This window comes from Stenotrophomonas sp. FSL W7-1447 (assembly GCF_037966425.1).
In the GTDB taxonomy this organism is placed as follows: domain Bacteria; phylum Pseudomonadota; class Gammaproteobacteria; order Xanthomonadales; family Xanthomonadaceae; genus Stenotrophomonas; species Stenotrophomonas pavanii.
In genome coordinates this window covers 1,882,420-1,907,233 of record NZ_CP150199.1, presented here as the reverse complement: position 1 = coordinate 1,907,233, position 24,814 = coordinate 1,882,420, and the positions used below count along the sequence as shown (strand labels likewise).

Sequence of the window (24,814 nt, the reverse complement as noted above, 5' to 3'; positions counted from 1 at the left end):
GAGGTCTGCATGCACACGCAAGAGCCCAGCCGCCAGCCCAGCCCCGATCCGGCCGAGCGCGATGCCTTCTTCCCGTCGCCGTACTCGCTGTCGCAGTTCACATCGCCCCAGAGCAACCTGTCCGGGGCCGAGTATCCGGATGCACGCCGCGACGGCCGCTGGAAGGTGCTGATGATCGCTGCCGATGAGCGTTATCTGCCGACCGCCAATGGCCACCTGTTCTCCACCGGCAACCGCCCCGTGGAAACCTTGCTGCCGATGTACCACCTGGACAAGGCCGGCTTCGGGATCGACGTGGCAACGCTGTCCGGCAACCCCGTCAAGTTCGAATGGTGGGCCTTCCCGCGCGAGGACCGCGAGATCGGCGCACTGTACGAACGCTACGAGGCGCGCTTCCGCCAGCCGTTGCAGCTGGACGCGGTGGTGGCCGGCCTGGGAGCCGATTCGGACTATGCCGCCGTGTTCATTCCCGGTGGCCATGGCGCACTGATCGGCCTTCCGGAGAGCGCAGCGGTGAAGGCCGCGCTGCACTGGGCCATGGCCGCGCAGCGCCACATCATCACCCTTTGCCATGGACCGGCGGCGCTGCTGGCGGCGGGCGTCAACGAAGCTGAAGGCGGCTCGCTGTTCCGTGGCTACCGCATCTGCGCGTTCCCCGACGCGATGGACCGGCAGACGCCGGAGATCGGCTACATGCCGGGGCAGCTGCGTTGGTTCTTCGGTGAGCGGCTGGCGCAGCAGGGCGTGCAGATCGTCAATGAGGGCATCGATGGCAGCGTGCTGCAGGATCGGCTGCTGCTGACCGGCGACAGTCCGCTGGCGGGCAACGCGCTGGGCAAGCTGGCCGCGCGTACGCTGCTGGACGCGTTGGCCGGGCGCTGAGCCAGTGCCCACGCTGGTGTCCGCGTTGCTGGAACTGGAACAGGCGCGCTCACTGGCCGCGGTGGGCGGCGTGCTGCGCCGCGCCGCCTCACCCCTGGGCTACGACCCCCTGCTGGTGTTCGCCACCGGAACCGGCCTGGAACGCGGCGCACAGCGCGTGTACTGGATCGAAGGTGACTGGTTCGACGACGGCAGCGCTACCGGGCTCGCCCGCTACCTCCACGCCTGCCCGGTCAACCGCCATGTACTGGACAGCACGGCGCCGTTCTTCTGGAGCAAGCGCCAGGGCGTGCGCGGCGAACGCTATCTGGTGGTGAAGCAGCCGCGCGGCGATGGCCTGCATGGGCTGCAGGTTCCGGTGTTCGGCCCGACCGGTCTGGAAGGCGCGGTCAGCTTCGCCGGCACCTCGATTGATGCGTCCGCCAGCGCGCGCGTGCTGCTGGACATGGTCGGCACCTCCGCCTTCCGTGCGGCGCGGCGTCTGGCCGAAGCGCCTGCGCAGGTTCCCGCGGGCACCTTGAGCGCGCGCGAACGTGAAGTGCTGCGCTGGGTCGCGGCTGGGCGGCGCCAGGCGGACATCGCGGCCACACTGGGGCTGTCTGCGCGCACGGTGGAGAACCACCTGCGTCGAGCGCGGCAACGGCTGGGCGTGGCCACCACTGCGCAGGCGGTGCGCGCGGCCGCCCGCCGAGGCGAGATCGACGACTGAGCCCCGCGCGGCGGCCACCGTCATGCGCGCCGCGGCGTCAACGTACCGATGAAGTCGACCGGGATGGCAAAGCCCTCCAGCTGCATCCAGGGTGCTGGCACCTCCTGCACCGACAACTCGAAATCGCGGGTCACCAGCGCGCAGAACAGCAGCAGCTGGGCATGGCCGACCGCGCTGCCGATGCAGGCACGCGATGAGAATCCGAACGGGACATAGGCGCCCTTGTTGGCCTGGCGGCGCTCGGGCAACCAGCGATCCGGATCGAAGCTGTCCGGGTTCTGCCAGTACTTCGGCGAATGATGCTGGAAGTAGGACGACAGCTCGTATGCCCCACCCTTGCGGATGCAGACACCCTCGATGTCGATATCGTGCGAGGCGGGACGATGCAGGGCGAACAGTCCCGGCCACAGCCGCAGAGTTTCCTTGACGAAACGCGACGTGCACGGCAGGGACTTGATCGGCAGTGCATACAGCTGCTCCAGGCTCAGCGCCGAGGTTTCCTCGCGAATGCGCGCATGCCAGTGCGGAAAACGGTGCATCGCGTAGAGCAGGCTGGCGGCAGTGATACCGGGCAGGCCCGACATGCCGGCCAGCACCATCGACACCAGATAGGCCACCCGGTCCACCCCGACCCGTTCTACCAGCGGCAGCAGCGATTGCAGGAAGTCCTCGCGCGGCGCGCTCTCCCGCGCACGACGCCGGATGTGCCGTGACACGGTGCGCGCCGCGCGGCGGGAAAGGTGGAAGTCGATGATCCGCCGCCAGAACGAGAAGTTCTGCAGCACGATGGCGTTGTAGCGGGTCTTCTGTTCGCCGATGAGGGCTTCGACGTCGGCGCGGCTGAGGCCATCGATCAGCAGCGGCAACAGCGACTGCGAGATCGTCCACCAGCTCAGTTCGCTGAGGTCATGCGCACGATCAGCACGCTGGGCGAGAAAGCCGTGCATGCGCGCGTAGAGATCGCGCATGTGCCCGGGGCTGGCCAGGCGTCCGGCCTGTTCGCTCAGCAGTCCACGCACCTCACGCCATGCGACCGGGTCGCGGGCACGGCGCAGGCCAAGATAGTCAATCAGCGAATCCGGTACCGTGTGCCGGTCGGTGTTGGCCTTGTCGACCCTGACCGCCAGGGCCGGATCAAAGATGCCGACAACATCATTGTTGAAGCGCAGGACCGGCCCTTCGCGGCGCACGCGATCGAGCAGATCGTCGATGGAAACCACTTCCGCATCCGCTGCACGCTCATCCATGCCCTGCCCCCCGATGCCAGGGAAGATCATCGACCTTCCCTGGCGATGTCATCGAATATGTGGCGTCCTTCCGGTCAGAAGATGTTCCAGTAGCGATACTTGGAACGGATGCACTGGGTGGAATTGTCCGAACGCAGGTTCAGCGACACCTGCAGGGCGCGAATCAATCGTGTCATGGCACAGCTCCTTGTGGTTCCGTTGTGGGTTTGCTGCTGCGATGCCGGGTTCAATGGCCGGCACGGCCGTTCTAGCACGCAGGCCCGGTCTGACGGGTCAATGCGCCGTCAACGCCAGGCTGAATACGCCTCACTCCCGACGGATGCCGCCAGCGCGTGCACAGCCATCCACCGGCAATCCGTGCGATGCTCCGTGAAACCGTTTTCATGGAATGGAGGGATTCCACGATGTTGTCGCGTTTCCGTCGCCCCGCGCTCTCTGCGCTGCTGGCGCTTGCCCTGCCTCTCACCAGCGCCTGGGCGGCTGCCCCCGCGCCGTTGAAGGTGATGTCGTTCAATGTGCGCACCCCGGCCGATACCGAACCCGGCAAGCGCTGGCCTGACCGCCGCGACGCGATGGTGAAGGTCATCCTCGATGCACACCCCGCAGTGATCGGCACCCAGGAACTGGTGCAGGAGCAGGCCGACTACCTGGCCGGGCACCTGCCCGGCTATCGCTGGTTCGGCGAGGGCCGCCGCGGGGGCAGCGGTGACGAGCACATGGGTGTGTTCTACGACAGCAATGTGCTGGCAATCGAGCAATCAGGCAACTTCTGGCTGTCCGACACACCGGACGTGCCGGGCAGCATCACCTGGGGCAACCTGTATCCGCGCATGGTGACCTGGGCGCTGTTCCGTCGCATCGACGACGGCCGCCGCTTCTACTTCATGAACACCCACCTGCCCTACCGCGACGAAGACGAACCGCGGCGGGTCAAGGGTGCCGAACTGATCGGCACGCGCGTGGCCAAGCTGCCGGCCGATCTGCCCGTCGTGCTGACCGGTGACTTCAACAGCGAACCCGGCGGCGACACCTACAAGGCGTTCACCCGCGTGCTGCAGGACACCCGTACCCAGGTGAAGGCCCCGCAGGGCCCGCGGCTGACCTTCCATGATTTCACCGGCAAGGCCACCGTGCAGCTGGACTGGGTGCTGGTGCGCGGCTTCCATGCGCGCAGCTTCCTGACCGACGACCGACGCGTCGATGGCGTGCTGCCGTCGGACCACTTCCCGCTGGTGGTCGAGCTGGACTGGCCCAAGCACTGAGCAGCCACGGCAGCCGCCGTTACAGCGGTGGCTGCCGCGACAGCAGGCGATACAGCGCCTGATGCTGGTCGCGCGCCTGGCAGATGCGGGCGCCGATCGCCAGGAACACGGCCACACCGATCAGGCCCAGCCCGAGCATCGAATCCTGCAGGCGCAGGAAACCGACCGCAGCGGCCATCGTCGCCAGCACCAGCAGCACCACGACCGCCACCGACAACCCGGCACCGGGTGGGCCCGGATCGCCGAACAACATCCGTTGGGTATCCCGCCATCCGTCCGCCATTGCTTGTCCTCCCAGGTGCCTGACCCACTAGTTACACGGCGGGACGCCGTTTCGGCAGAGTCAGAAACGTCACGGACGTGAAGATGTCCACGCCGGGCACCGCGCTACCCTGCCGCATCCCCCTGGACCGCGGAGCAGGACATGGCACACCAGAGCCGGCTGGCCGGATTCATCATCGACTGCCAGGACATGCCCGCCGACGAGGCTGCCCGCTTCTGGGCCGGCGCGCTGGGCCTGCAGGCGCAGGCGGCACGTGCCGAAGGCGGCGCCGAGTACGCCGACCTGCTGGGCGCGCCGGCAGGCTTGGACGTGGAGGTGCAACGCGTCGATCACCCGTCACGGGTGCACCTGGACATCGAGAGCGACGACATCGATGCCGAGGCCGACCGCTTGGAAAGACTCGGCGCCCGTCGCATCGGCTTCGTCAAACGCTGGTGGGTGATGGAAGCGCCCAGCGGCCATCGATTCTGCGTCGTGCGCATGCGCGACCGCGCGGTGCCGGCCAACCAGTGGCCCTGAAAGAAGAAAGGGACGGAAGCCAGCGCTTCCGTCCCCCGGGTCTACTGCAGTTGCGCCACGCTGGGCGGCTGCGGTGATTGCCCCCAGCCCCCCAGTGCCTTGTAGACGCCCACCACGCTGACGTTGACTTCGGCCTCGGCCGCCGCCAGGGCATCGTCGGCGGCCAGCTGCGTGCGCTGCGCGTCGAGCAGGGTCAGGAAGTCCTCCGAGCCCTCGCGGTAGCGGATCTGTGCCAGCGATTCGGCACGCCGTGCCGCCTGCGCCTGCTCGACCACGATCGCCAACCGTGCCTGCTGCTTGGAATAGCGGGTCAGCGCGTTCTCGGTGTCCTCCAGGGCGAGCAGTACCGCCTGTTCGTACTGCGCGGCCACGCCTTCGGCTTCAGCCTTGCTGGCACGCAGGCGCGCACGCACGGTACCGAAGTCGAACGCTGCCCAGCTCAGCGACGGGGTCAGCGACCAGGCCTTGTTGTTGCCGTTGACCAGGCCGCTGGCATCGCCCCCCAGGAAGCCGACGAAACCGGACAGCGACAGCCGCGGGAACAGATCGGCGGTGGCGACGCCCACGCGCGCGGTGGCGGCCGCCAGGCGCCGCTCGGCCACGCGCACGTCCGCGCGCTGGCGCAGCAGTTCGCGGGTATCACCCAGCGGCAATGCCTTGGCGAAGGCCGGCACGTCGTGCGGCGCAAGCATGTCGGTCAGTACTTCCGGACGCTGTCCCAGCAGCACGGCCAGCCGGTTGCGCGACTGTGTCTCGGCCACTTCCAGCAGCGGGATGTCGGCCTCGATCGCCTTCAGGCGCGCGCGGCTGCTCTGCACGTCCAGCTCGCTGCCGGCGCCCAGTTCCCAACGCGCCTCGGTCAGCTTCTGCGTATCGCGCAGGTTCTCCAGCGTGTGCTGGGCCACGGCGATGCGCTTCTGCGTCCCACGCAGCTCGAAGTAGTTGCGTGCCACTTCGGCGGCGACCAGTACCTGCGCGTCGGCCAGGTTGGCCTGCTCGGCACCGAGGTCTGCACGCGCGGCTTCGGCGGCACGGCGCTTGCGGCCGAACAGATCCAGCTCCCAGCCGGCATCGAAGCCGAGCTGGTAGCTTTCACTGAACACCCGCTGCCCACCCAGCTGCGGATCGGGCTGCTTGCGGCGGTCGTAGCTGCCGCCTGCGGTGATGTGCGGGGCCTGGTCAAGGCGGCTTTCGACGAACACCGCGCGGGCCTGGCTGACGCGGGCCACGGCCACGCGCAGGTCCAGGTTGTCCGACAGGGCACCATGGACCAGCTGCTCCAGCACCGGATCATCGAACTGCGCCCACCAGCTGGCGACCGGCGAGGCCGTGCTGAAGACCGGCTGCTGTGCACCCTGCAGGACCACCGGTTCCTGCACCGGGGCCTTGTAGTTCGGGCCGACGCTGACACAGCCCGCCAGCACCAGGCTGGAGACGGCCATCGCCAACGTGCGGATCACCATGGCAGCACCTCGCCCAGGTAGGTGAAGCTGCCGCTGGCACCGGATTCACCGATCAGCGCCATTTCCACGCTGGAACGCGCGCCTTCGCTGATTTCGATCTCGCCGTTGCCGCCGTTCATGTCGGTCTTTACGTAACCCGGATGCACGGTGTTGACTTTGATCGGCGTGTTGCGCAGCTCATAGGCCAGGCTCAGGGTCCAGCTGTTCACTGCGGCCTTGGACGCGTTGTAGGCCGGAATCTTGAAGTCGTAGATGCCCGACGAAGGATCCGCGTGCAGGGTCTGCGAGCCGAGCATGCTGGACACATTGACGATGCGTCCGGACTTGGACTGCTTGACCAGCGGCAGGAATGCCTGGGTTACCGCGACCAGCGCATAGACGTTGGTGTCGAAGGTGCGCTTCCAGGTGTCCAGCGACTGCTCCGACGGCGCCTGCGCCGGGTTCTCGATCATGATGCCGGCATTGTTGACCAGGATGTCGAGGCGACCGTGGCGCTGGCGCACCTGCTCGACCGCTTCGGCGATGCTGGCCGCGTCGGTCACGTCCAGCTGCAGGGCTTCGACCGGCAGGCCTTCAGCCTGCAGCTTCAGTGCCAGCTCCACCGCGGTATCGCGCTTGCGACCGGCCAGCAGCGTGTGCACGCCGGCCTCTGCCAGCTGGCGCACGGTTTCCAGGCCGATGCCACGGGTGGCGCCGGTCACCAGCGCGATCTTGTTCTGATGGGTGTTCATGGATGCATGCCTTGTCTGTGGGGAGAGTGGCCGCCGGCCAACGACCGGCGGCGGAGTTCCGTATCAGTGGTGGATGGTCGGTTCGCCGTGCTGCACCAGCTGGCCGCCACCGTTGCGGGTAACCAGCTTGCGCAGCGCCACGTAGAACACCGGGGTGAGGAACAGGCCGAACAGGGTCACGCCCAGCATGCCGGCGAACACGGTAATGCCGGTCACCGAGCGCACCTCGGCGCCTGCACCGTGCGACAGCACCAGCGGTACGGTGCCGGCGATGAATGCGATGGAGGTCATCACGATCGGGCGCAGGCGCAGGCGGCAGGCTTCCAGCGCGGCTTCAACGATGCCCTTGCCGCCCATCTCCAGCTCTCTGGCGAATTCGACGATCAGGATCGCGTTCTTGCACGCCAGGCCCATCAGCACCACCAGGCCGACCTGCACGAACACGTTGTTGTCACCGCCGGTCAACCACACGCCGAACAGCGCGGACAGCAGGGTCATCGGCACGATCAGGATCACCGCCAGCGGCAGCGACCAGCTTTCGTACAGCGCGGCCAGCACCAGGAAGGCCAGCATGATCGCCACCGGGAACACGATGAACGCGGCCTTGCCCTGCGTGGCCTGCTGGTAGCTCAGGTCGGTCCATTCGGTGGCCATGCCCACCGGCAGTACCTTGCCGGCGATCTCGGTCAGCTTGTTCATCGCCTCGGCCGACGACAGCAGGCGCGGATCGGCTTCACCGGCCAGGTCAGCGGCCGGATAGCCATTGAAGCGCAGCACCGGGTCCGGGCCGAAGGTCTGCTTGATGGTGACCATCGAACCGATCGGCACCATCTCGCCGCGGTCGTTGCGGGTACGCAGCTTGCCGATGTCCTCGACCGTCTCGCGGAACGGACCGTCAGCCTGGGCGATCACCTGCCAGGTACGGCCGAACTGGTTGAAGTCGTTGACGTACGCCGAACCCAGGTAGGTCTGCAGGGTGTCGAACAGCTCGGTGAGCTGCACGCCCTGTGCCTTGGCCTTGACGCGGTCGACCTCGGCATCCAGCTGCGGCACGTTGGCCTGGTAGCTGGAAATCGGGAAGGCCATGCCCGGCGTCTGCGCCACGGTGCCCTGCATCGCCTGCACGGCGTTCTGCAGCGCGCCGTAACCCAGGTTGCCACGGTCCTCGATGAACATCTGGTAGCCGTTGCCGTTGCCAAGGCCGAGGATCGGCGGCGGCATCATCGCGAACGCGAAGCCTTCCTGCAGGCCGGCGATCTTCTGGTTGATCTCGGCGTTGATCTGCGCGGCGGTGCGGCCATGGCGCTCGGCGAACGGCTTGAGCGGGATGAACGCCACACCGGTGTTCGGCGTGTTGGTGAACTGCAGCGCGTTCAGACCGGGGAACGAGATGGTGTGGGCGACGCCATCGGTTTCCTGGGCGATCTTGGCGACCTTGCGCAGCATTTCATCGGTGCGCGCGATCGACGAACCTTCCGGCAGCTTCACACCCGCAATCAGGTACAGCTTGTCCTGGGTCGGGATGAAGCCCGGCGGCACCAGCTTGAAGATCACGCCCGTACCGATCAGCAGGATCGCGTAGACCACGAATACCGCGCCACGACGGCCGAGGATGCGGGCCACGCCACGCTCGTACTTCTCCGAGCTGGACTTGAAGAAGCGGTTGAACGGACGGAACACCCAGCCGAACAGGCGGTCGATCAGGCGGCTCGGGCCGTCCTTCGGTGCGCCGTGGGCCTTCAGCAGGCGTGCGGCCAGGGCCGGCGACAGGGTCAGCGAGTTGATCGCCGAGATCACCGTGGAGATGGCGATGGTGACGGCGAACTGCTTGTAGAACTGGCCGGTGACCCCGGACAGGAACGCCATCGGCACGAACACGGCACACAGCACCAGCGCGATCGCCACGATCGGGCCGGACACTTCACGCATGGCCTGGTGGGCCGCAGCGGTGGGCGACAGGCCCTCTTCGATGTTGCGCTCGACGTTCTCCACCACCACGATCGCGTCGTCGACCACGATGCCGATCGCCAGCACCAGGCCGAACAGGCTCAGCGTGTTGATCGAGAAGCCCAGCAGGTACAGCGCGGCGAAGGTACCCACCACCGACACCGGCACCGCGATCAACGGGATGATCGACGCGCGCCAGGTCTGCAGGAACAGGATCACCACCAGCACCACCAGCGCGATCGCTTCCAGCAGCGTGGAGACCACGGCCTTGATCGAGTCACGCACGAAGATGGTGGTGTCATACACCGCTTCGTACTTCACGTCGGCCGGCATCGTCTTCTGCATCTCGTCCATCGTCGAGATGACCTTGTCGCGGATTTCCAGCGCGTTGGCGCCCGGCGACTGGAAGATACCGATACCGACCGCGTTCTTGCCATCCAGCTGCGAGCGCAGGGTGTAGTCACCGGCACCCAGTTCAAGGCGGGCCACGTCGGCCAGGCGCACGATCTCGCCATCGGTGCCGCTCTTGAGCACGATGTCGCCGAACTCCTTTTCGGTCTTCAACCGGCCCTGGGCGTTGATCAGGGTCAGGAACTTGCTGTCCGGCAGCGGTTCGGCGCCAAGCTGGCCGGCCGAGACCTGCACGTTCTGCTCGCGCATGGCGCGCACCACGTCGCTGGCGGTCAGGCCGCGCGAGGCCACCTTGTCCGGGTCCAGCCAGGCACGCATGGCGTAGTCGCCGCCACCGAAGATCTGCGCGTCACCGACGCCCGGAATGCGCGCCAGCGCATCCTTGACGTGCAGGCGGGCGTAGTTGCGCAGGTACAGGGTGTCGTACTTGCCTTGCGGCGAGGTCAGGTGCACCACCATCAGGAAGGTGGGCGACTGCTTCTGCGTGGTCACGCCCTGCCGGCGCACGTCCTCGGGCAGGCGTGCCTGGGCCTGGGCCACGCGGTTCTGCACCTTCACCGCCGCCGCGTCCGGGTCGGTGCCCGGGCGGAAGGTGACGGTCATCTGCAGCACGCCGTCCGAGCCGGCAACCGACTTCAGGTACATCATGCCTTCGACGCCGTTGATCGCCTCTTCAAGCGGCGTGGCGACGGTCTCGGCAATGACCTTGGGATTGGCGCCCGGATAGACCGTGCGCACGACCACCGACGGCGGCACCACTTCGGGGTACTCGCTGATCGGCAGGATCGGAATCGTGATCAGGCCTGCGGCGAAGATCACGATCGACAGCACCGCCGCGAAGATCGGCCTGTCGATGAAGAAACGGGAAAAGTCCATGGAGGAATTCCTGGGAAAGGCGTCCGGCGGGCAACAGCCACCCTGCCCCTCGCCGGGATGACGAAGGCAGGAAAGGCTGCCGCTGGCGCCGGCAGCTAAGCGGAGACGCGGATCAGGAGCCGGCGGATCAGTGGTTCAGCGCAGCGGTTGCATCGCGGCCCGGTGCCGCCGCCGACTGTGGCTGCATCGCCACGGTCTTGGCCTGCACCGGCATGCCCGGCATGAAGACCTTCTGCACGCCGTCGATGATCACCTTGTCACCGGCGGCAAGGCCGTGCTCGACGATACGCAGGCCATCGGCGGTGCGGCCGAGCTGGATGTCGCGGCGCTGGGCCTTGCCATCCTTGTCGACCACGTAGACGTACTTGCGGTCCTGGTCGGTCAGCACGGCCTTGTCATCGATCAGCATGGCCTGGAACTGGCCGCTGCCGAGCAGCTGCACGCGGGCGAACAGGCCCGGCGTGAACTGGCGGTCGGCGTTGTCCAGCAGCGCACGGACGCGGATGGTGCCGGTGCTGCGGGCCACCTGGTTGTCGAGGAAGTCGACCTTGCCCGCATGCGGGTAGCCCTCTTCCCCGGACAGGCCGACCTTCACCGGCAGCGCGCTGTCACGCTCACTCGGGCGCTCGCCCTTGCGTGCCATCTGTGCATAGCGCAGGAAGGTGCTTTCGTCGGCATCGAAGTAGACGAACACGGTATCCAGCGAGACCAGCGTGGTCAGCACGCTGGCGCTGTCGCCGGCAGTGACCAGGTTGCCGGCGGTGACCATCGCGCGGCCGGCGCGGCCGTCGATCGGTGCACGCACCTTGGTGAACTCCAGGTTGAGGCGGGCGGCATCCAGCGCCGCCTGCGCGGCCTGCACGGCGGCCCCGGACTGGTCGGCCGCGGCACGACGCTGCTCAGCGGTCTCGGTGGAGATCGCCTGCTGCTCAGACAACCGCTTGGCGCGCTCGGACTCGCTGCGCGCCAGCGTGGCCTGGGTGCGGGCGCGGGCCAGCTCGGCGGCGGCGCGATCGTACTCGGCCTGGTAGCTGCGCGCGTCGATGGTGAAGAGCACCTCGCCCTTCTTCACTTCCTGGCCTTCGACATAGTTGACCTTGTCGATGTAACCGGACACGCGCGGGCGCAGTTCAACGCTCTGCACCGCTTCGACGCGACCGCTGAACTCGTCCCATTGGCTGACCTGCTTGACCAGCACCGGCGCCGCGCTGACCTGCGGCGGCGGCGGCGCACCGGCTTCTTCGGCATGGCCGCCGCTGCAGGCCGCAAGCACGGCCGCGGCGAGGATCGACACGCCGACCATCGCGATGCGATGGCCGAAACGATGTGGGGTGGTATTGGGGGAAGTCATGGCATGCATCCGTACGGAGGGGTGGTACAGCAATATGAGAACGTGTTGCAAAAATCAGCGGCGCATCCTGCGACCTCAACCATGGTCGAGGTCAAGCAACACCTGCGGTATCGCGCCACGAAGGGGGAACGTCCAGGTGCAGCAGCCCGCGTGGCAGTTCGGCGTCGCTGCTGTCACAGCGGACGATGGCGCGGTTGTCGCGGCAACCGTCGAGCAGCGAAACCACGCGACGGCCAACCAGCAGCGAGCTCGGCCACTCGATGCAGGCGTTGGCGGCATTGGCCGGGGTACACACCGGGCTGCAGACTTCCAGCATCTGCGCGCGCACGCCCAGTGCCTGTGCTTCCTGGTGGACCACCTGCGCGTACATGCGCAGCGCCGCAGTGGTGATCGAGGTCTCGCCGTAGCCGGCCCATGGCTTGGCGCTGGCCGGGCTGCCGATCATCACGTAGCGCCGCGCATGCACGTTGTCCTGCAACAGCGGCAGCAGGTGGCGTACGGCGTGCACGTGCGGCATCAGATCGGCCTGCATCGCGCCCAGCAGTTCATCGCCGTTGCGGTCGATCACCCGGCCGCGGCGGTAGGGCCCGCCCATTGCCGCGATCACGGCAGCCAGGTGACGCGGGCGCTGCACGATGCGCCCGGCCAGCGCGCGGGCCGAGCCGTCGTCGCTGAGCGAGCCCAGCATCGTCTCCAGGCCCGGCTCATCGGCGAACTGCTCATGCAGTGCGGCCAGCCGGCCCGGATCGCGACCGACGACCAGCACCGGGCTGCCGGCTTCCAGCAATGCGCCGACCACGCCCTGGCCGACGGCACCGGTGCCGCCGAGGACCAGGACTTCGGGCGTCAGTATCCCATTCACGGGACATTTCCTCCCAAATCCGGGATAGTCCCAATCCGGCGCAGCCGGTCGCCCTTGTGCGGGACCAGGCGGAGGGCACCGCCACGCTGCTGACGCATGGGCGCGGTAAACTCACGGAAGTCCTTGTGCACCAAGGAACTGGGACGTGCTTCGACGGTCATCGCCAGGTCCAGGGCGTTCTGGCCGACGTGCCGGAAGCGGGCAAGAATGTTGCGCAGGCTCATGGCGAGGGGGCTCCATTTCACGAATGGCGCCACGATAGACGTCAAACCTTTACTTGATTAGTCCTGATTAAGGGGAATAATCATCCCGCACCCGGTCCAATCGTTCTGTCACGATTGTCCCATCCCCGACGTCCAGGATCCCCGACCATGTCCCACGATCTCAACGAGACACTGATCTTCGTCAAGGTGGTCGAGCAAGGCAGCTTCATTGCCGCTGCCAAATCGCTCGGCCTGCCCAAGACCACGGTCAGCCGCAAAGTGCAGGAACTGGAAACGCGCCTGGGCGCGCGCCTGCTGCACCGGACGACCCGGCGCCTCGGCCTGACCGAAGCCGGCTCGATCTACCACGAGCATTGCCAGCGCATCGCGCGCGAGCTTGAAGAAGCCGAGAGCGCGGTGAGCCAGCTGCAGTCCGGCCCACGCGGCTGGCTGCGCTTCACCGTGCCCTATTCGATCGGCATCACCTGGATCGCGCCGCTGCTGGGCCAGTTCCACGCGCAGTATCCGGAGATCCGCCTGGACATGCACATGGGCAACGAGAAGCTGGACCTGATTGCCGGCGAAGCAGATCTCGCGTTGCGCGTGGGTGCCCTGCCCGATTCCAACCTGGTCGCGCGCAAGCTTGGCAGCCTGCGCACGCAGGTGTTCGCCAGCCCGGCCTACATCGAACGCTATGGCGAGCCGCTGCATCCGGAAGAACTGCAGTTCCATCGCATCCTGGCAATGCGCAAGCCGTACCACACCGGCAACTCGCCGCGCTTTACCTGGCAGCTGGGCGAGAACGGCGGCGAGCTGCGCGACTTCCCGGTCACCCCGCTGATGACCGCCAACGACATGTCCGCACTGAACGGCGCATTGGTATGCGGCGAGGGCCTGCTGCTGACCGGCGACGTGATGGCCAAGCCGTTCGTTGAATCGGGCATGGTGCGTCGTGTACTGGCCGGCTGGACCGGCCCGGAAGTGGACTTCAACGCGGTGTTCGCCGGCGGCCGCCTGGTCTCGCCGAAGGTGCGTGCGTTCGTCGACTTCCTGGTGGAAAAGCTCAACTTCGACGCCAACTACATGCTGGCGCAGTGCCCGGGTGCGAAGCTGGCGCAGCAGCAGAAGGCGCAGGAAGACGCCGCGCTGGAAAGCAGCGGCAAGCGGATCCTGGAAAAGGTGGCCGCTTCGGCGGCGTAACCGGATCTTGTAGAGTCGAGCAGGACTCGACTCTACCGTTCGGACAGCACGTGCTCCACCAGCGCGCGCAGCTTCGGCTCGGCCTGCCGGCGGCTGGGGTAATACAGGAAAAAGCCCGCAAACCGCGGACAGTATGCTTCCAGCACCGGCACCAGTTCGCCGCGCTGCAGCCAAGGCCGCCAGGTCTCTTCCATGCCGATGGCCAGGCCCGCGCCGGCCAGCGCCAGCCTGAGCATCACGCCCATGTCGTTGCTGGTGATTTCAGGCTGCACATCAACACTGAATTCCCGGCCGCGCTCCTCGAATTCCCAGCGATAAGGCGCTCTGCCGGGCGCGCTGCGCCAGCCGATGCAGCGATGCGCGCCCAGTTCACGCGGGTGGGTCGGCAGCACGTGCGCATCGCGATAGTCCGGCGAGCACACCACCAGCTGGCGCTGCCGCGCCGACACCGGGACCGCGACCATGTCCTGCGCAATGACCTCCCCTAGACGCACGCCGGCGTCGAAGCCCGCGCCGACGATGTCGAACGCCTCGTCGGTCACGGTGATGTCCAGCTGCAGCGCCGGGTAGCGTGCTGCGAACGTGGCCAACAGCGGGCCCGCCAGGAACGCTTCGGCGATGGAGGACACGGCAAGCCGCAGCTGCCCGGACACGGCGGCCTGGCGGCGCACGCTGGCCTCCAGCGCATTGCCCAGTTCCGCCAGCGCAGGGCTGACCGAGACCAACAGCGCCTGCCCGGCATCGGTGAGGCTGACGCTGCGCGTCGTGCGCAGCAGCAGGGCAACGCCCAGCGACTGCTCCAGCTTGGTGAGGGTCTGGCTGACCGCAGATCGAGTCACGCCGAGTTGCTGGGCCGCGGCGGTGAAGCTGCGACAGTCGGCCACCCGCTGGAACACGGCCAAAGCGTTGAGATCGACGGACATTGGTTAGCAATTCTGAACAAGGTAATCAGGAATCGCCATCTTATCGCGGCAGGGTGTGCCATCTACCGTGGCTGCACCGGGCACGCCCGGGCACTCCCTATCCCCTTCAGAGACACCGCCATGAGCCTTTCCCGAACCATCCTGATCACCGGCGCCTCCAGCGGCATCGGTGCCGGCATCGCCCGCGCCCTCGCACAGCCGGGCGCGCGCCTGGTCCTCGGTGCCCGCCGCGTGGATCGCCTGCAGGCGCTTGCCGACGAACTGCGCCAACAGGGCGCCGAGGTGCGGGTCCACGCCCTCGACGTGACCCAGCGCGCGCAGGTCGATGCCTTCGTCGAAGCCGCGTTGCTGCATTTCGGCTCGATCGACGTGATCGTCAACAACGCCGGCGTGATGCCACTGTCCCTGATGGGCTCGCTGAAGGTGGAGGAATGGGACCGGATGATCGACGTGAACATCCGTGGCGTGCTGTACGGCATCGCTGCCGTGCTGCCCGGCATGATCGCCCAGCGCAGCGGCCAGATCATCAACATCGCCTCTGTCGGCGCACTGTCGGTGGTGCCGACCGCAGCGGTCTACTGCGCGACCAAGTATGCGGTGCGCGCGATTTCCGACGGCCTGCGCCAAGAGCACCGCGAACTGCGGGTGACCTGCATCCATCCTGGCGTGGTGGAAAGCGAACTGGCCGACAGCATCACCGATCCGGCTGCCGCCGAGATGATGGTCGGCTACCGCGCCATTGCGTTGCAGCCGGATGCGATCGGGCGTGCGGTGAGGTTTGCGATCGAGCAGCCGGACGATGTGGATGTGAATGAGATCGTGGTGCGGCCGACGGCGACGGTGTAAAAGAAGCGTGGCCGGGTAGCCCTTGCAGAGTCGAGCCGTGGTCGACTCTGCAGGCGCCAGAAGCATGTGACGCTGCGGCCGAGTGTTCCAGTGTGTGCCGAGCAGCGCTCGGCACCTACAGAAAATGCCGCCTGCAAGGGCGGCATTTTCGTTCCGGCTGCGCCGGGACTGTAACGCTGCGCGTTACTGCTTGAGCGGAATCACGCGGATCTCGACGCGGCGGTTCTTGGCACGGCCAGCATCGGTGCTGTTGTCGGCGATCGGGTACGCCTTGCCGGCGCCCAGCGTTTCGATACGCACGCTCTGCACGCCCTGGCCGATCAGGTATTGCGCCACCGAGTCGGCGCGTTCCTTCGACAGGCGGTTGTTGACCGCGTCGCTGCCGATGCTGTCGGTGTGGCCCACTACTTCGATCATGGTCTGGTTGTACTCGCGCAGCGTACCGGCCACACCGTTGAGCGAGCCGTAGAACTGCGGCTTCAGGGTGGCCTTGCCGAAGTCGAAGGTGATGCCGTCCGGCAGGTTCAGCATGATGTTGTCGCCCTGGCGCTGGACATCGATGCCGGTATTGGCGGTGCGCTCGCGCAGGGCGCGTTCCTGGCGATCCTGGTACTGGCCAACGGCGGCGCCGCTGAGCGCGCCGATACCGGCGCCGATCAGCGCATGCTGACGACGTTCGGTCGCGCTGTCGCCGGTCAGCAGGCCGGCAGCCACGCCGATGGCGGTACCGATCAGCGCGTTGCGGCCGGTCCGGTTCTGCTGCTCGGTCGGGTTGCCGTACTGGTCACTCTGCACGTAGGAGCCGCCGGTGGCGCAGGCCGACAGGACGGCCGCACTCATCAGGGCCAGTGCGACGTTGCGGGTGGTGTTGCGGATCATGGAGTTCTCCTTGTTTTCCGGTCGGGCCGGCGGCTTGCGGGCGCAGAGAGAATAAACAGCCCGATGCGATGTCGGGATGATGATCGGTCACGGCGACAGGGCCGCGTTCAGCTAACTGACTGGATCAACCACGCGGCCCTTTACCCTGCTCCCGACTGGCGGTAGGCGGCCAGGGCGGCATCGCGGCCAGCGGCCAGATCCACCAGCGGGGTGCGCGGATAGCCCGCCGCGTGCGTGGCCAGCAGCTGCGGGTGCTGCCATGGCGCGAAGCGCGCCTTCACCGGCAACGCCGCCAGTTCGGGCACCCAGCGGCTGATGTAGCGGGCCTGCGGATCGAACTTCTCGGCCTGGGTGACCGGGTTGAACACCCGGAAGTACGGGGCCGCGTCGGCGCCGGTACCTGCCACCCACTGCCAGCCCATCGTGTTGTTGGCCAGGTCGGCATCAACCAGGGTGTCCCAGAACCAGCGCGCACCATGCAGCCAGTAGGCGCGCAGGTGCTTGCACAGGTAACTGGCCACGATCATCCGCACCCGGTTATGCATGTAGCCGGTGTGCCACAGCTCGCGCAGGCCGGCGTCGACGATCGGCACGCCGGTGTTGCCGCGCTGCCAGTGGTGCAGTTGCGCTGCACTGGGCGTGGCCCAGGGGAAGCGGTCAAACCGTGGGTTGAGGTTGTCGGTTGGTGTCTTCGGGAAGTGATGCAGGAGGTGATATGCGAAGTCGCGCCAGCCCAGTTGCCGCAGGTAACCATCGATGTCGGCATCGGTGCCGGCAGTGCGCAGCCCCTCCAGCGCATGGGCGATGCGCCACGGCGCGATCTCGCCAAAGTGCAGATGGGGCGACAGCCGCGAGGTGCCCACGCGATCAGGCAGATCGCGCTGCTCGCGATAGCCACGCAAGGCGCCGTCCTCGAACACCGACAGCGCGTCCAGCGCACCGGCCTCGCCCGGCTGCCAGTGCTCCCAGAAGCCGGCATCCCAGTCCAGGGTCGGTGCCAGCTGGAGATCCTCCAGCGCGAGGCTGTCCACCGTGTGCGCCGCCATTGCCTTCGGTGCGGCCTGCAGCGCCGGCAGGCGCCAGTGACTGAGCACGTTGCGCCAATACGGCGTAAATACCTTGTAGGGCTGGCCCTGCTGGGTGGCAATGTCCCAGGGTTCGAACAGCAGGCTGCCGTTGCAGCTCTGCGCGTCGATGCCCTGCTCGCGCAGCGTGCGCTTGATGGTGGCGTCGCGTGGCTGCGTGGCCGGCTCGTACTTGCGGTTCCAGTACACGGCTTCAGCGCCGGCCTGCTCGATCAGGGCCTGCAGGGTCGGCAGGCTGTCACCGCTGCGCAGCACCAGCGCGGAACCGCGGGCGCGCAGGTCGGTATCCAATGCAGCCAGGGAACGGTGCCGCCACGCATCGGAGGCCGCACCCGGCGCCCATTCACCTTCTTCGTGGGGCGCATGGATGTAGACCGGCACCACATCGTGCCCCGCCTCCAATGCGGCCTGCAGGGCCGGATTGTCCTGCAGCCGCAGATCGCGACGGAACCATACCAACGCTACCGACACAGACACCGCCCCCGTTGTTGAAGGCGGACATGATAGCCAGGGGCAGTGAAGGAGATGCGCGCGCCAGGCCATCCCCGCATGGCATGGATCTACTTGCCGAAGCGCTGCATCGCCTCGCTGATCAGCGCACGCGCTTCAGCAGCATTGCCCCAGCCATTGAGCTGCACCGGGTTGCGCCCGGCCGGCAGGTCCTTGTAGACGCGGAAGAAGGCCTCGATGCGCTGCCGTTCGACCTCCGGCAGATCCGCCAGGTCGCGGATGCCGGCGTAGCTCGGGTCGACCTTGTCGGTCGGCACGCCGATGATCTTCTCATCATGCTCGCCGCCGTCGATCATCTTCAGGTAACCGATCGGCCGGAAGCGCACGATTACGCCCGGATGCAGCGGTTCGCGGGTCAGCACCAGCGCGTCCAGCGGATCGTTGTCACCGGCCAGGGTACGCGGCATCGAGCCGTAGTTGGCCGGATAGGCGACCGGCATGGACTGGAAGCGATCCACATGCACCAGGCCATCGTCCTTGATCTCGTACTTGGTGAAGCTGCCGGCCGGAATCTCCACCGCCAGATTCACTTCCTGCGGGGCCTGCTTCGGCTGGGCGACCAGGAAGGGATGCAGCACGGTATCGGCGGCGGCTACCGCACTGGCCAGCAACAGCAGGGACGCGCCGATGGCAGCCAATGGAATGATGCGACGGGGTGTGGTCATCAGTGTTTCCTCATTCCCAGCAGCGGTCGGCACGACCCTTGGCAGTCTGCGCACGCGGACAGTCGCGCGGTGCGATACGGCCTTCGCTCAGCTCCGTGCGCTGCTTGCCGCCCTTGGCGTCGCGGCGCAGTTCGAAGGCATCGTAGAGACGCCCGGTCACGGTGCGCGCCTCGTAGCGCAGGTGCTGCGGATCGATAGTCAGCACCTGGAACAGCTGGGTGTCCTCGGCTACCGGATCCATCGTCTTCCGTGCCTCGTCGGAAAGGCGATACTGCTTCGGCCCGGCCACGGTCACCACGTACTGTGGCGTCGCGGCCTGACCCTCGCCACGGCGGCCATAGGTGTGATCGTGGCCCTGCAGCACCAAATCGACGTTGTGGCGGCGTACCACCGGCAGCAGCACGTCACGCAGCGCGGCGTTCTCGCGCCCTTCGCGCGGCGAGTAGAACGGCTGGTGCAGCAACACGATGGTCCATGGCTGCGAATTGCCGGTCAGCACCTTGTCCAGCCACTGTGCCTGTGCCCTGGCGGTGCCCAGATCGAGTGCCGAGGTGCCATCGACCACGGCCACACGCACGCCCTGCGCATCGAACCAGTAGCTGGTCTGCTGCGCGGCGGGGGCGCCATTGCCCGGCAGCGCGAACGTGACCGGCCAGTGCCGGCCCAGCACGCGGCGCTCCTGCGGGGTGTCCTCGAATTCCTCGAAGTACTCATGGTTGCCGATCGCCGGGGCTACCAGCGTTTCCTGCGCCAGCCAGCCGGTGGCGGCAAACCACTCGCCCCATTCGCTGTCGTCCATGTTGTCGCCGCCGCTGACCAGATCACCGGCGAACAGGCTCATGCGCGCCTGCGGTGCAGCCTTCTGCGCGGCACGCACCACCCGGCTGACATGGCTGACGTTCTTGTTCTGGGTATCACCGAAGTACAGCAGGGTCAGCGGCTGGTCGGCCGCGGCCAGCGTGCGCAGCTGGTTCCACGCACTCCAGCTGCCATGCCCCTGCACGCGGTAGACATACAGGGTGCCCGGCTGCAGACCGCTGACGTCGGCGCGGTGATGATGCGACAGACCGTTCTCGGTCTGCAGCGCGCGGGTCGTCGCGCGTACCTGTCGGATGCCATCGATGGCGGGCGAATCACCGGCCAGGGCGATCTCCAGCAGGGGCGCCTGCACGCTGCCATCGGTACGCCAGGCCACGGCGAACCCGTGGCTGGGATCGGCCGCCGGCGAGGCGACGATGCGGTCCGGCACCGGCGTCGCTGCGTAGTGGTGGCTGCCGGTCGGCACCTGGGTGTTCGGTTCGGCCGCGGCCCACGACAGCGACGGCAACGCCAGCAGCAGCCCCAGCGCCAGCCTGCGCATCACGCACTGCCCGCTCATGCGCCACACTCCAGCGGCAATGCCAACTGCTTGGCGATGCTCTCCCAGTCGAAGGCCACCACGCCCTGATCGTCGTGCACGGCGTACAGCGCACCATGCGGGAAGCGCGCGCTGGGCTGCTGCATCATCCAGATGCCATCGGTGTTGGCCACGGTATTGCCCTGGAACGCGCCGACCGGTTTCAGCGTGTGCCGGTCGAACAGGTGGAACACGCTGCGCTGCTTGCCCTGTTCGGTGGTGATCCACCAGCCGTCCTTGCCACAGGCGCGCAGGGTCACGCCTTCGGCCTGTGCCTTGAACACGTCGCGGCCGAAGGTGGTGCCGGTGAAGCGGCCCGCCAGGGTGTAGACCTTGAACTCGCTGGCGTAGCGCTCGTCCTCCTCGGCAATCAGCAGGCGATCGTTCTCGGGGTCGCCCCAGATCGACTCGACCACGCGCAGCGCACCGGCCTCGGTGGTGTCACCGATGCTGGCGACAAGCTTCGCTTCGACCTTCGCGCCGTTGCGGGTCACGTGGTACTGGCGCACGCGCTTGTCCAGCTCGGCCAGCGGCGGCAGGATGTCACGCCCCTGCGCATCCTCGCCGTTGTCCCAGGAGTCGGTGACGTAGACGCTGTAGCCATCGGCACGGCGGTCGACCCACAGCCCGTACGGCTTGCGCAGATCGCCGGCAGCGAACGTCGCCAGCGGCGCGAGGTCCGGCAGGCTCAGCACCTGCACGCGGTGGTTGTCGCGCTCCACGATCCACAGCAGGTCGTCGGTCACCGCAATGCCGTTTGGGCGGTCGAACTGTCCCGGTCCGGTGCCGCTGCTACCGACGTCACGCAGGTGCCGGCCGGTGCTGCCGTCGTAGACCACCAGCTTGTCGGTGGCCTTGGCGGTGGCGATCAGCCACAGCGTGCCGTCCGGGGCGCGCCAGGCCGCCGGCGAGTCGATGTTGTCGGCCGGGGTCATCGGCGTGAGGAAGGCTTCGGCGAGGGTGGTCACCCCGCGCGCGCCACTTGCGGCCGGCGCGGCCGCTCCCGCAACCGGATCGTTGCCGCTGGCCGGCGTGCAGCCGACGATCAGCGTGGCGGCCAGCGCCGCGGCCAGGACGGCACGGCTGCGCCCCATCACAGCGCCACCTTCAGGCCCAGCGCATAGGTGCGCCCATACTCTTCCATCTGCAGGGTGCGCGACCGCGTGCCCTGGTACAGCTCCAGCGGCTTGTCCAGCAGGTTCTGCGCCTCGAAGTACATGCTCACCCGCGGGGTGAACTTGTAATCCAGCGAGAAATCGAGCTGGGTGTTGGGTGCCACGTAGATGTCGAACGCGCGGCCCTTGCCGATGCTGTCCAGGTACTCGCTGCGGTATACCGCCGCCAGGCGCGTGCTCACGCCGTACTTCTCATAGCCGATGTGTGCGCTGTAGACATGCTTGGAGGCGCGCGGCAGGGTGAAGTCCTCGCCCGCACGGTCCTTGATACCGGCATCGAACGTGGTGTCCAGCCAGGTGCCACTGGCACCCACCAGCAGGCCATCCAGGCCGTCCGGCAGGAAGGCCAGCTGCTGCTGCCAGTTGAATTCCGCACCCCGCACGGTGGCGTTGCGACCATTGATCGGCTGGGTCACGTCGAATCCGCCGTAGGCCGGATCATTGGTCCGCACGGTTTCCACGATGTAGCCATCGATCGACTTGTGGAACAGGCCGAGCGACACGATGCCGCTGCTGCCGATGTACTTCTCCACCGACAGGTCGATGTTCTTCGACTCGTACGGGTCCAGTTCCGGATTGCCCAGGCGCACTTCCTCGTCACCGCGGCTGTAGCCCACGCGCGGCGAGACGTCGCCGAAGGACGGGCGCGATACGGTCTTGTTGGCCGAGGCGCGCAGCACCCAGTCATCGGCCGCGTCATAGCGCAGGTGCAGGCCCGGCAGCACGTTGGTGTAGCTGCTGTTGGCCACGCGCGGGGTGACGGTGAAGCTGCGGCCGTTGGCGGCCACGTCCACCTGGTTGCCGATCGCCTTGAAGCGGGTGTTCTCCACGCGCACGCCGCCGATGATGCGCAGCGCGCCCACGTCCCAGGTACCCATGGCATAACTGGCGAAGATGTCTTCGCTGGCCACGTAATCCTCTTCCAGCGACGTCATCGCATTGCCGCCGACATCCTGCGGACGGGCGCTGTACTGACTGCCGCTGGCCGCCCAGAACGCGCGCATCGCGGCCGAGTCCATGCCGTCCCCCATGTTGCCGTGGCGGTGCTCCGGCGAGGAAGTGGTCCAGCTCGACAGCGCCACCTTCGGGCCGACACGCAGTTCGCGCTCATCCACATTGACGTCGCGGTCGCGCCAGCGGCCCAGCAGACCGAACTTGATGCTGCTGCTGTCGCCGTCGAAGCGCACGTTGACCTGTGCGCTGTGCTCCTTGTCGTTCACCTGCTTGGGCGAGAGCACGAAGCGGTCGAACGCGTAGTTGCTGTTGTCCAGCCACTGCGGGTTGTCGAAGCTGTAGCTGGGCAGGCGGCTGCGCTGGTCCAGGGTGCCGTTGAAGACCTTGCCGTTGAGCTTGAAGCGCGCCTCCATCTCGTCGTTCACGCGCTCTTCTGTACGGGTATAGCCGATCCGGTAATCGACCACGGCGTGGGTCAGCCGGTTCTCGCCACCGAGGCTGGCCGCGAACGTGTTTTCCTTCTTGGTGCGGTAGCGCATGCGCTTGTCGATCGAATCCTTCGGCATGCCGTCCAGGCGGTACTGGTCGGTGCCGGTCTTGACCATCTTCGCGTCGTCGAAGTTGAAGATCACGCGCTGGCGGGTCTCCGCATCATCGAACTGGCTGTAAAGCGTGCGCAGGTAGTACTTGCTGTCTTCGTTCGGGTGCCAGTCGAGATTGAGGTTGGCGCCGATGCGCTTGCGTTCGATCTCATACTTGCGGTGCTGCAGGTTGATCGCGGTCACGTCACCGGGGGCGGCATCGTCCTCGCCGTCATATTCCACTTCGGTGTTGTCCGACTCGAACTTCCGCTTCTGGTAGTTCACGCCCAGCGCCACGCCGAAGGTATCGTTGAACACTTCGCTGTAGTTGAGCGCCGCCTTGGGGCTGGTCTCGCCGGACAACGGCTGGTGGCTGCCCTCGATCTTGCCACGCAGGCTGCGACCATCGCGGTCGAAGGCCGACGCCGATTCCACCAGCACGGCGCCACCGATGGCATCGCCGGGCATGTCCGGGGTGGGCGATTTGACCACGCGCAGGCGCTCGGTGGAGTCGGACGGGATCACGTCCAGAGGTGCGGCGCGACTGGAATCTTCCGGGGTGCCGACGGCAATGCCATCCACGCTGACGCTGTTGAGATTGGCGTCCAGGCCGCGGATGACCACGAAGCGGCCCTCGCCCTGGTCGCGGGTCACGCTGACACCCGGCAGGCGCTGCAGTGATTCGGCCACGTTCTTGTCCGGGTACTGGCCCAGGGCGTCCGAGGAAACGGCATCCTCGATGGCATCGCTGCTGCGCTTGAGGTCGACCGCGCGGATCTGCGACTCGAGCTGGGCGCGTACTTCGATGCGGTCCAGGTCGACCGCGTCGGCGGCCACGGCGCCGGTAGCGGCTACCGCCTGCTGCCCGGCCGCCTGCAGCGGTGCCGCGGCCCCCATCGCCAGGGTCAGGGTGATGGCAACGGCCAACGGAGTCTTGATATGCACTGGGAATCCCCATTCCTGTTAAGAATGGGTCTGCACGGTATGTCCGCAAGGTTGCATGGCCATGACATGCGCCTGCACATTTCGGGTCACGCCGCTGCGGGGCCGGTTTGGGATTCGACACGCCGATCCGGCAAAATGGCGTCCTCTCTCTCATTTCCCCCTTCCCGACCATGAAGATCGTCGAAGTGCGCCACCCGCTGGTGCAGCACAAGATCGGCCTGATGCGCAACGCCGCGCTCAGCACCAAGGATTTCCGCGAACTGGCCAACGAGCTGGGTACGCTGCTGGCCTACGAGGCCACCGCCGACCTGGACACCGAGCCGCACACCCTGCCCGGCTGGGCCGGGCCGGTCACGGTGCAGCGCATTGCCGGCGCCAAGATCACCGTGGTGCCGATCCTGCGCGCCGGCCTGGGCATGCTCAGTGGCGTGCTGTCGCTGATCCCGGCTGCCCGTGTCAGCGTGGTGGGCCTGCAGCGCGATGAGGAAACCCTGCAGCCGGTGCCCTACTTCGAGCGCCTGACCGGGCGCCTGGAAGAGCGCGACGCGCTGATCCTGGATCCGATGCTGGCCACCGGCGGCACCCTGATCGCCACCATCGACATGCTCAAGCGCGCCGGCGCCCGCCGCATCAAGGGCATCTTCTTGGTGGCCGCGCCGGAAGGCATCGAGGCGGTCAAGGCCGTGCACCCGGACGTGGAGATCTACACTGCGGCCATCGATGCCCAGCTCAACGACAAGGGCTACATCCTGCCGGGCCTGGGCGACGCCGGCGACCGCATCTTCGGAACCCGCGTCGGATAATCCCGGTGAACGGGTCGGATCCCTCTCCGCAGGAGAGGGCTCTGACCCGCCATCCGCTCGCGGGCGCGCTTCGCCGCGGCACGTGAACGCCCGTGGACGCGGGCGT

General features: G+C 67.1%; 22 protein-coding genes. 7 read left to right on the top strand and 15 right to left on the bottom strand.

Annotated elements, in window-relative coordinates:
* Positions 1–9 precede the first annotated feature (9 nt).
* A complete protein-coding gene (hchA, locus tag NSQ78_RS08925; RefSeq protein ID WP_064238212.1) occupies positions 10–882 on the top strand; it encodes a glyoxalase III HchA in 873 nt (290 codons plus the stop codon).
* 4 nt (positions 883–886) lie between these two features.
* Positions 887–1,591 carry a PA1136 family autoinducer-binding transcriptional regulator gene (locus NSQ78_RS08920; protein ID WP_064238210.1) on the top strand — a complete coding sequence of 235 codons (705 nt, stop codon included), beginning with the start codon at positions 887–889 and terminating at the stop codon, positions 1,589–1,591.
* 20 nt (positions 1,592–1,611) lie between these two features.
* On the opposite strand, the gene NSQ78_RS08915 is transcribed toward NSQ78_RS08920, so the two are convergent.
* Positions 1,612–2,868, bottom strand: a complete 1,257-nt coding sequence (locus NSQ78_RS08915; protein WP_339208416.1) for a cytochrome P450 — start codon at positions 2,866–2,868, stop codon at positions 1,612–1,614.
* 374 nt (positions 2,869–3,242) lie between these two features.
* Between NSQ78_RS08915 and NSQ78_RS08910 the strand changes: the two genes are divergently transcribed.
* Complete coding sequence (locus NSQ78_RS08910) at positions 3,243–4,100, top strand: endonuclease/exonuclease/phosphatase family protein (protein ID WP_049470325.1); 858 nt, start codon at positions 3,243–3,245, stop codon at positions 4,098–4,100.
* A 19-nt stretch (positions 4,101–4,119) separates the two neighbouring features.
* Here the strand turns inward: NSQ78_RS08910 and NSQ78_RS08905 are convergent, their stop codons facing one another.
* A complete protein-coding gene (locus NSQ78_RS08905) occupies positions 4,120–4,383 on the bottom strand; it encodes a hypothetical protein (RefSeq protein ID WP_049470327.1) in 264 nt (87 codons plus the stop codon).
* A 141-nt stretch (positions 4,384–4,524) separates the two neighbouring features.
* Here NSQ78_RS08905 and NSQ78_RS08900 point away from each other — a divergent pair, with 141 nt between their 5' ends.
* The gene (locus tag NSQ78_RS08900; protein WP_064238208.1) at positions 4,525–4,902 is read left to right on the top strand and encodes a VOC family protein; all 378 of its coding nucleotides are present in this window, start codon (positions 4,525–4,527) and stop codon (positions 4,900–4,902) included.
* A 41-nt stretch (positions 4,903–4,943) separates the two neighbouring features.
* Here NSQ78_RS08900 and NSQ78_RS08895 read toward each other — a convergent pair whose 3' ends face one another.
* From NSQ78_RS08895 to NSQ78_RS08870, 6 genes are all read right to left on the bottom strand, one after another.
* Positions 4,944–6,365: an efflux transporter outer membrane subunit gene (locus NSQ78_RS08895; RefSeq protein ID WP_049470332.1), complete on the bottom strand. Its 1,422-nt coding sequence runs from the start codon at positions 6,363–6,365 to the stop codon at positions 4,944–4,946.
* A complete protein-coding gene (locus NSQ78_RS08890) occupies positions 6,359–7,096 on the bottom strand; it encodes an SDR family oxidoreductase (protein ID WP_049470334.1) in 738 nt (245 codons plus the stop codon). The genes NSQ78_RS08895 and NSQ78_RS08890 overlap by 7 nt, the downstream gene beginning before the upstream one ends.
* A 63-nt stretch (positions 7,097–7,159) precedes the next feature.
* Positions 7,160–10,330, bottom strand: coding sequence for a multidrug efflux RND transporter permease subunit (locus NSQ78_RS08885; RefSeq protein WP_064238206.1), 3,171 nt, complete (start codon positions 10,328–10,330; stop codon positions 7,160–7,162).
* A gap of 127 nt (positions 10,331–10,457) precedes the next feature.
* The gene (locus NSQ78_RS08880) at positions 10,458–11,681 is read right to left on the bottom strand and encodes an efflux RND transporter periplasmic adaptor subunit (protein WP_064238203.1); all 1,224 of its coding nucleotides are present in this window, start codon (positions 11,679–11,681) and stop codon (positions 10,458–10,460) included.
* Positions 11,682–11,772: 91 nt separating this feature from the next.
* On the bottom strand, positions 11,773–12,543 hold the full coding sequence (locus NSQ78_RS08875; RefSeq protein WP_064238201.1) for an SDR family oxidoreductase: 771 nt from the start codon (positions 12,541–12,543) through the stop codon (positions 11,773–11,775).
* On the bottom strand, positions 12,540–12,767 hold the full coding sequence (locus NSQ78_RS08870; RefSeq protein WP_049470347.1) for a hypothetical protein: 228 nt from the start codon (positions 12,765–12,767) through the stop codon (positions 12,540–12,542). The genes NSQ78_RS08875 and NSQ78_RS08870 overlap by 4 nt, the downstream gene beginning before the upstream one ends.
* 147 nt (positions 12,768–12,914) lie before the next feature.
* Here NSQ78_RS08870 and NSQ78_RS08865 point away from each other — a divergent pair, with 147 nt between their 5' ends.
* Positions 12,915–13,946 carry a LysR family transcriptional regulator gene (locus NSQ78_RS08865; protein ID WP_005416157.1) on the top strand — a complete coding sequence of 344 codons (1,032 nt, stop codon included), beginning with the start codon at positions 12,915–12,917 and terminating at the stop codon, positions 13,944–13,946.
* Positions 13,947–13,978: 32 nt separating this feature from the next.
* Here the strand turns inward: NSQ78_RS08865 and NSQ78_RS08860 are convergent, their stop codons facing one another.
* Positions 13,979–14,869 carry a LysR family transcriptional regulator gene (locus NSQ78_RS08860; protein WP_049470353.1) on the bottom strand — a complete coding sequence of 297 codons (891 nt, stop codon included), beginning with the start codon at positions 14,867–14,869 and terminating at the stop codon, positions 13,979–13,981.
* A gap of 120 nt (positions 14,870–14,989) precedes the next feature.
* Between NSQ78_RS08860 and NSQ78_RS08855 the strand changes: the two genes are divergently transcribed.
* Positions 14,990–15,715 (top strand): SDR family oxidoreductase, encoded by a 726-nt coding sequence (locus NSQ78_RS08855; protein ID WP_064238198.1) that lies wholly within the window; start codon positions 14,990–14,992, stop codon positions 15,713–15,715.
* Between the two features lie 183 nt (positions 15,716–15,898).
* On the opposite strand, the gene NSQ78_RS08850 is transcribed toward NSQ78_RS08855, so the two are convergent.
* The 6 genes from NSQ78_RS08850 to NSQ78_RS08825 form a co-directional block, all read right to left on the bottom strand.
* On the bottom strand, positions 15,899–16,594 hold the full coding sequence (locus NSQ78_RS08850) for an OmpA family lipoprotein (protein ID WP_005416156.1): 696 nt from the start codon (positions 16,592–16,594) through the stop codon (positions 15,899–15,901).
* A gap of 140 nt (positions 16,595–16,734) precedes the next feature.
* Positions 16,735–18,150: a deoxyribodipyrimidine photo-lyase gene (locus NSQ78_RS08845; RefSeq protein ID WP_064238195.1), complete on the bottom strand. Its 1,416-nt coding sequence runs from the start codon at positions 18,148–18,150 to the stop codon at positions 16,735–16,737.
* Between the two features lie 89 nt (positions 18,151–18,239).
* On the bottom strand, positions 18,240–18,854 hold the full coding sequence (locus NSQ78_RS08840; RefSeq protein WP_049470361.1) for an inorganic diphosphatase: 615 nt from the start codon (positions 18,852–18,854) through the stop codon (positions 18,240–18,242).
* 10 nt (positions 18,855–18,864) lie between these two features.
* Positions 18,865–20,214 carry a metallophosphoesterase family protein gene (locus tag NSQ78_RS08835; protein ID WP_223224854.1) on the bottom strand — a complete coding sequence of 450 codons (1,350 nt, stop codon included), beginning with the start codon at positions 20,212–20,214 and terminating at the stop codon, positions 18,865–18,867.
* Between the two features lie 14 nt (positions 20,215–20,228).
* Positions 20,229–21,344 carry a phytase gene (locus NSQ78_RS08830; protein WP_064238191.1) on the bottom strand — a complete coding sequence of 372 codons (1,116 nt, stop codon included), beginning with the start codon at positions 21,342–21,344 and terminating at the stop codon, positions 20,229–20,231.
* On the bottom strand, positions 21,344–23,905 hold the full coding sequence (locus NSQ78_RS08825) for a TonB-dependent receptor (protein WP_064238189.1): 2,562 nt from the start codon (positions 23,903–23,905) through the stop codon (positions 21,344–21,346). Before NSQ78_RS08825 ends, NSQ78_RS08830 begins: the two co-directional genes overlap by 1 nt.
* Before the next feature lie 170 nt (positions 23,906–24,075).
* On the opposite strand from NSQ78_RS08825, the gene upp reads away from it, so the two are divergent.
* Positions 24,076–24,708, top strand: a complete 633-nt coding sequence (upp, locus tag NSQ78_RS08820) for a uracil phosphoribosyltransferase (RefSeq protein WP_005409099.1) — start codon at positions 24,076–24,078, stop codon at positions 24,706–24,708.
* Positions 24,709–24,814 lie beyond the last annotated feature (106 nt).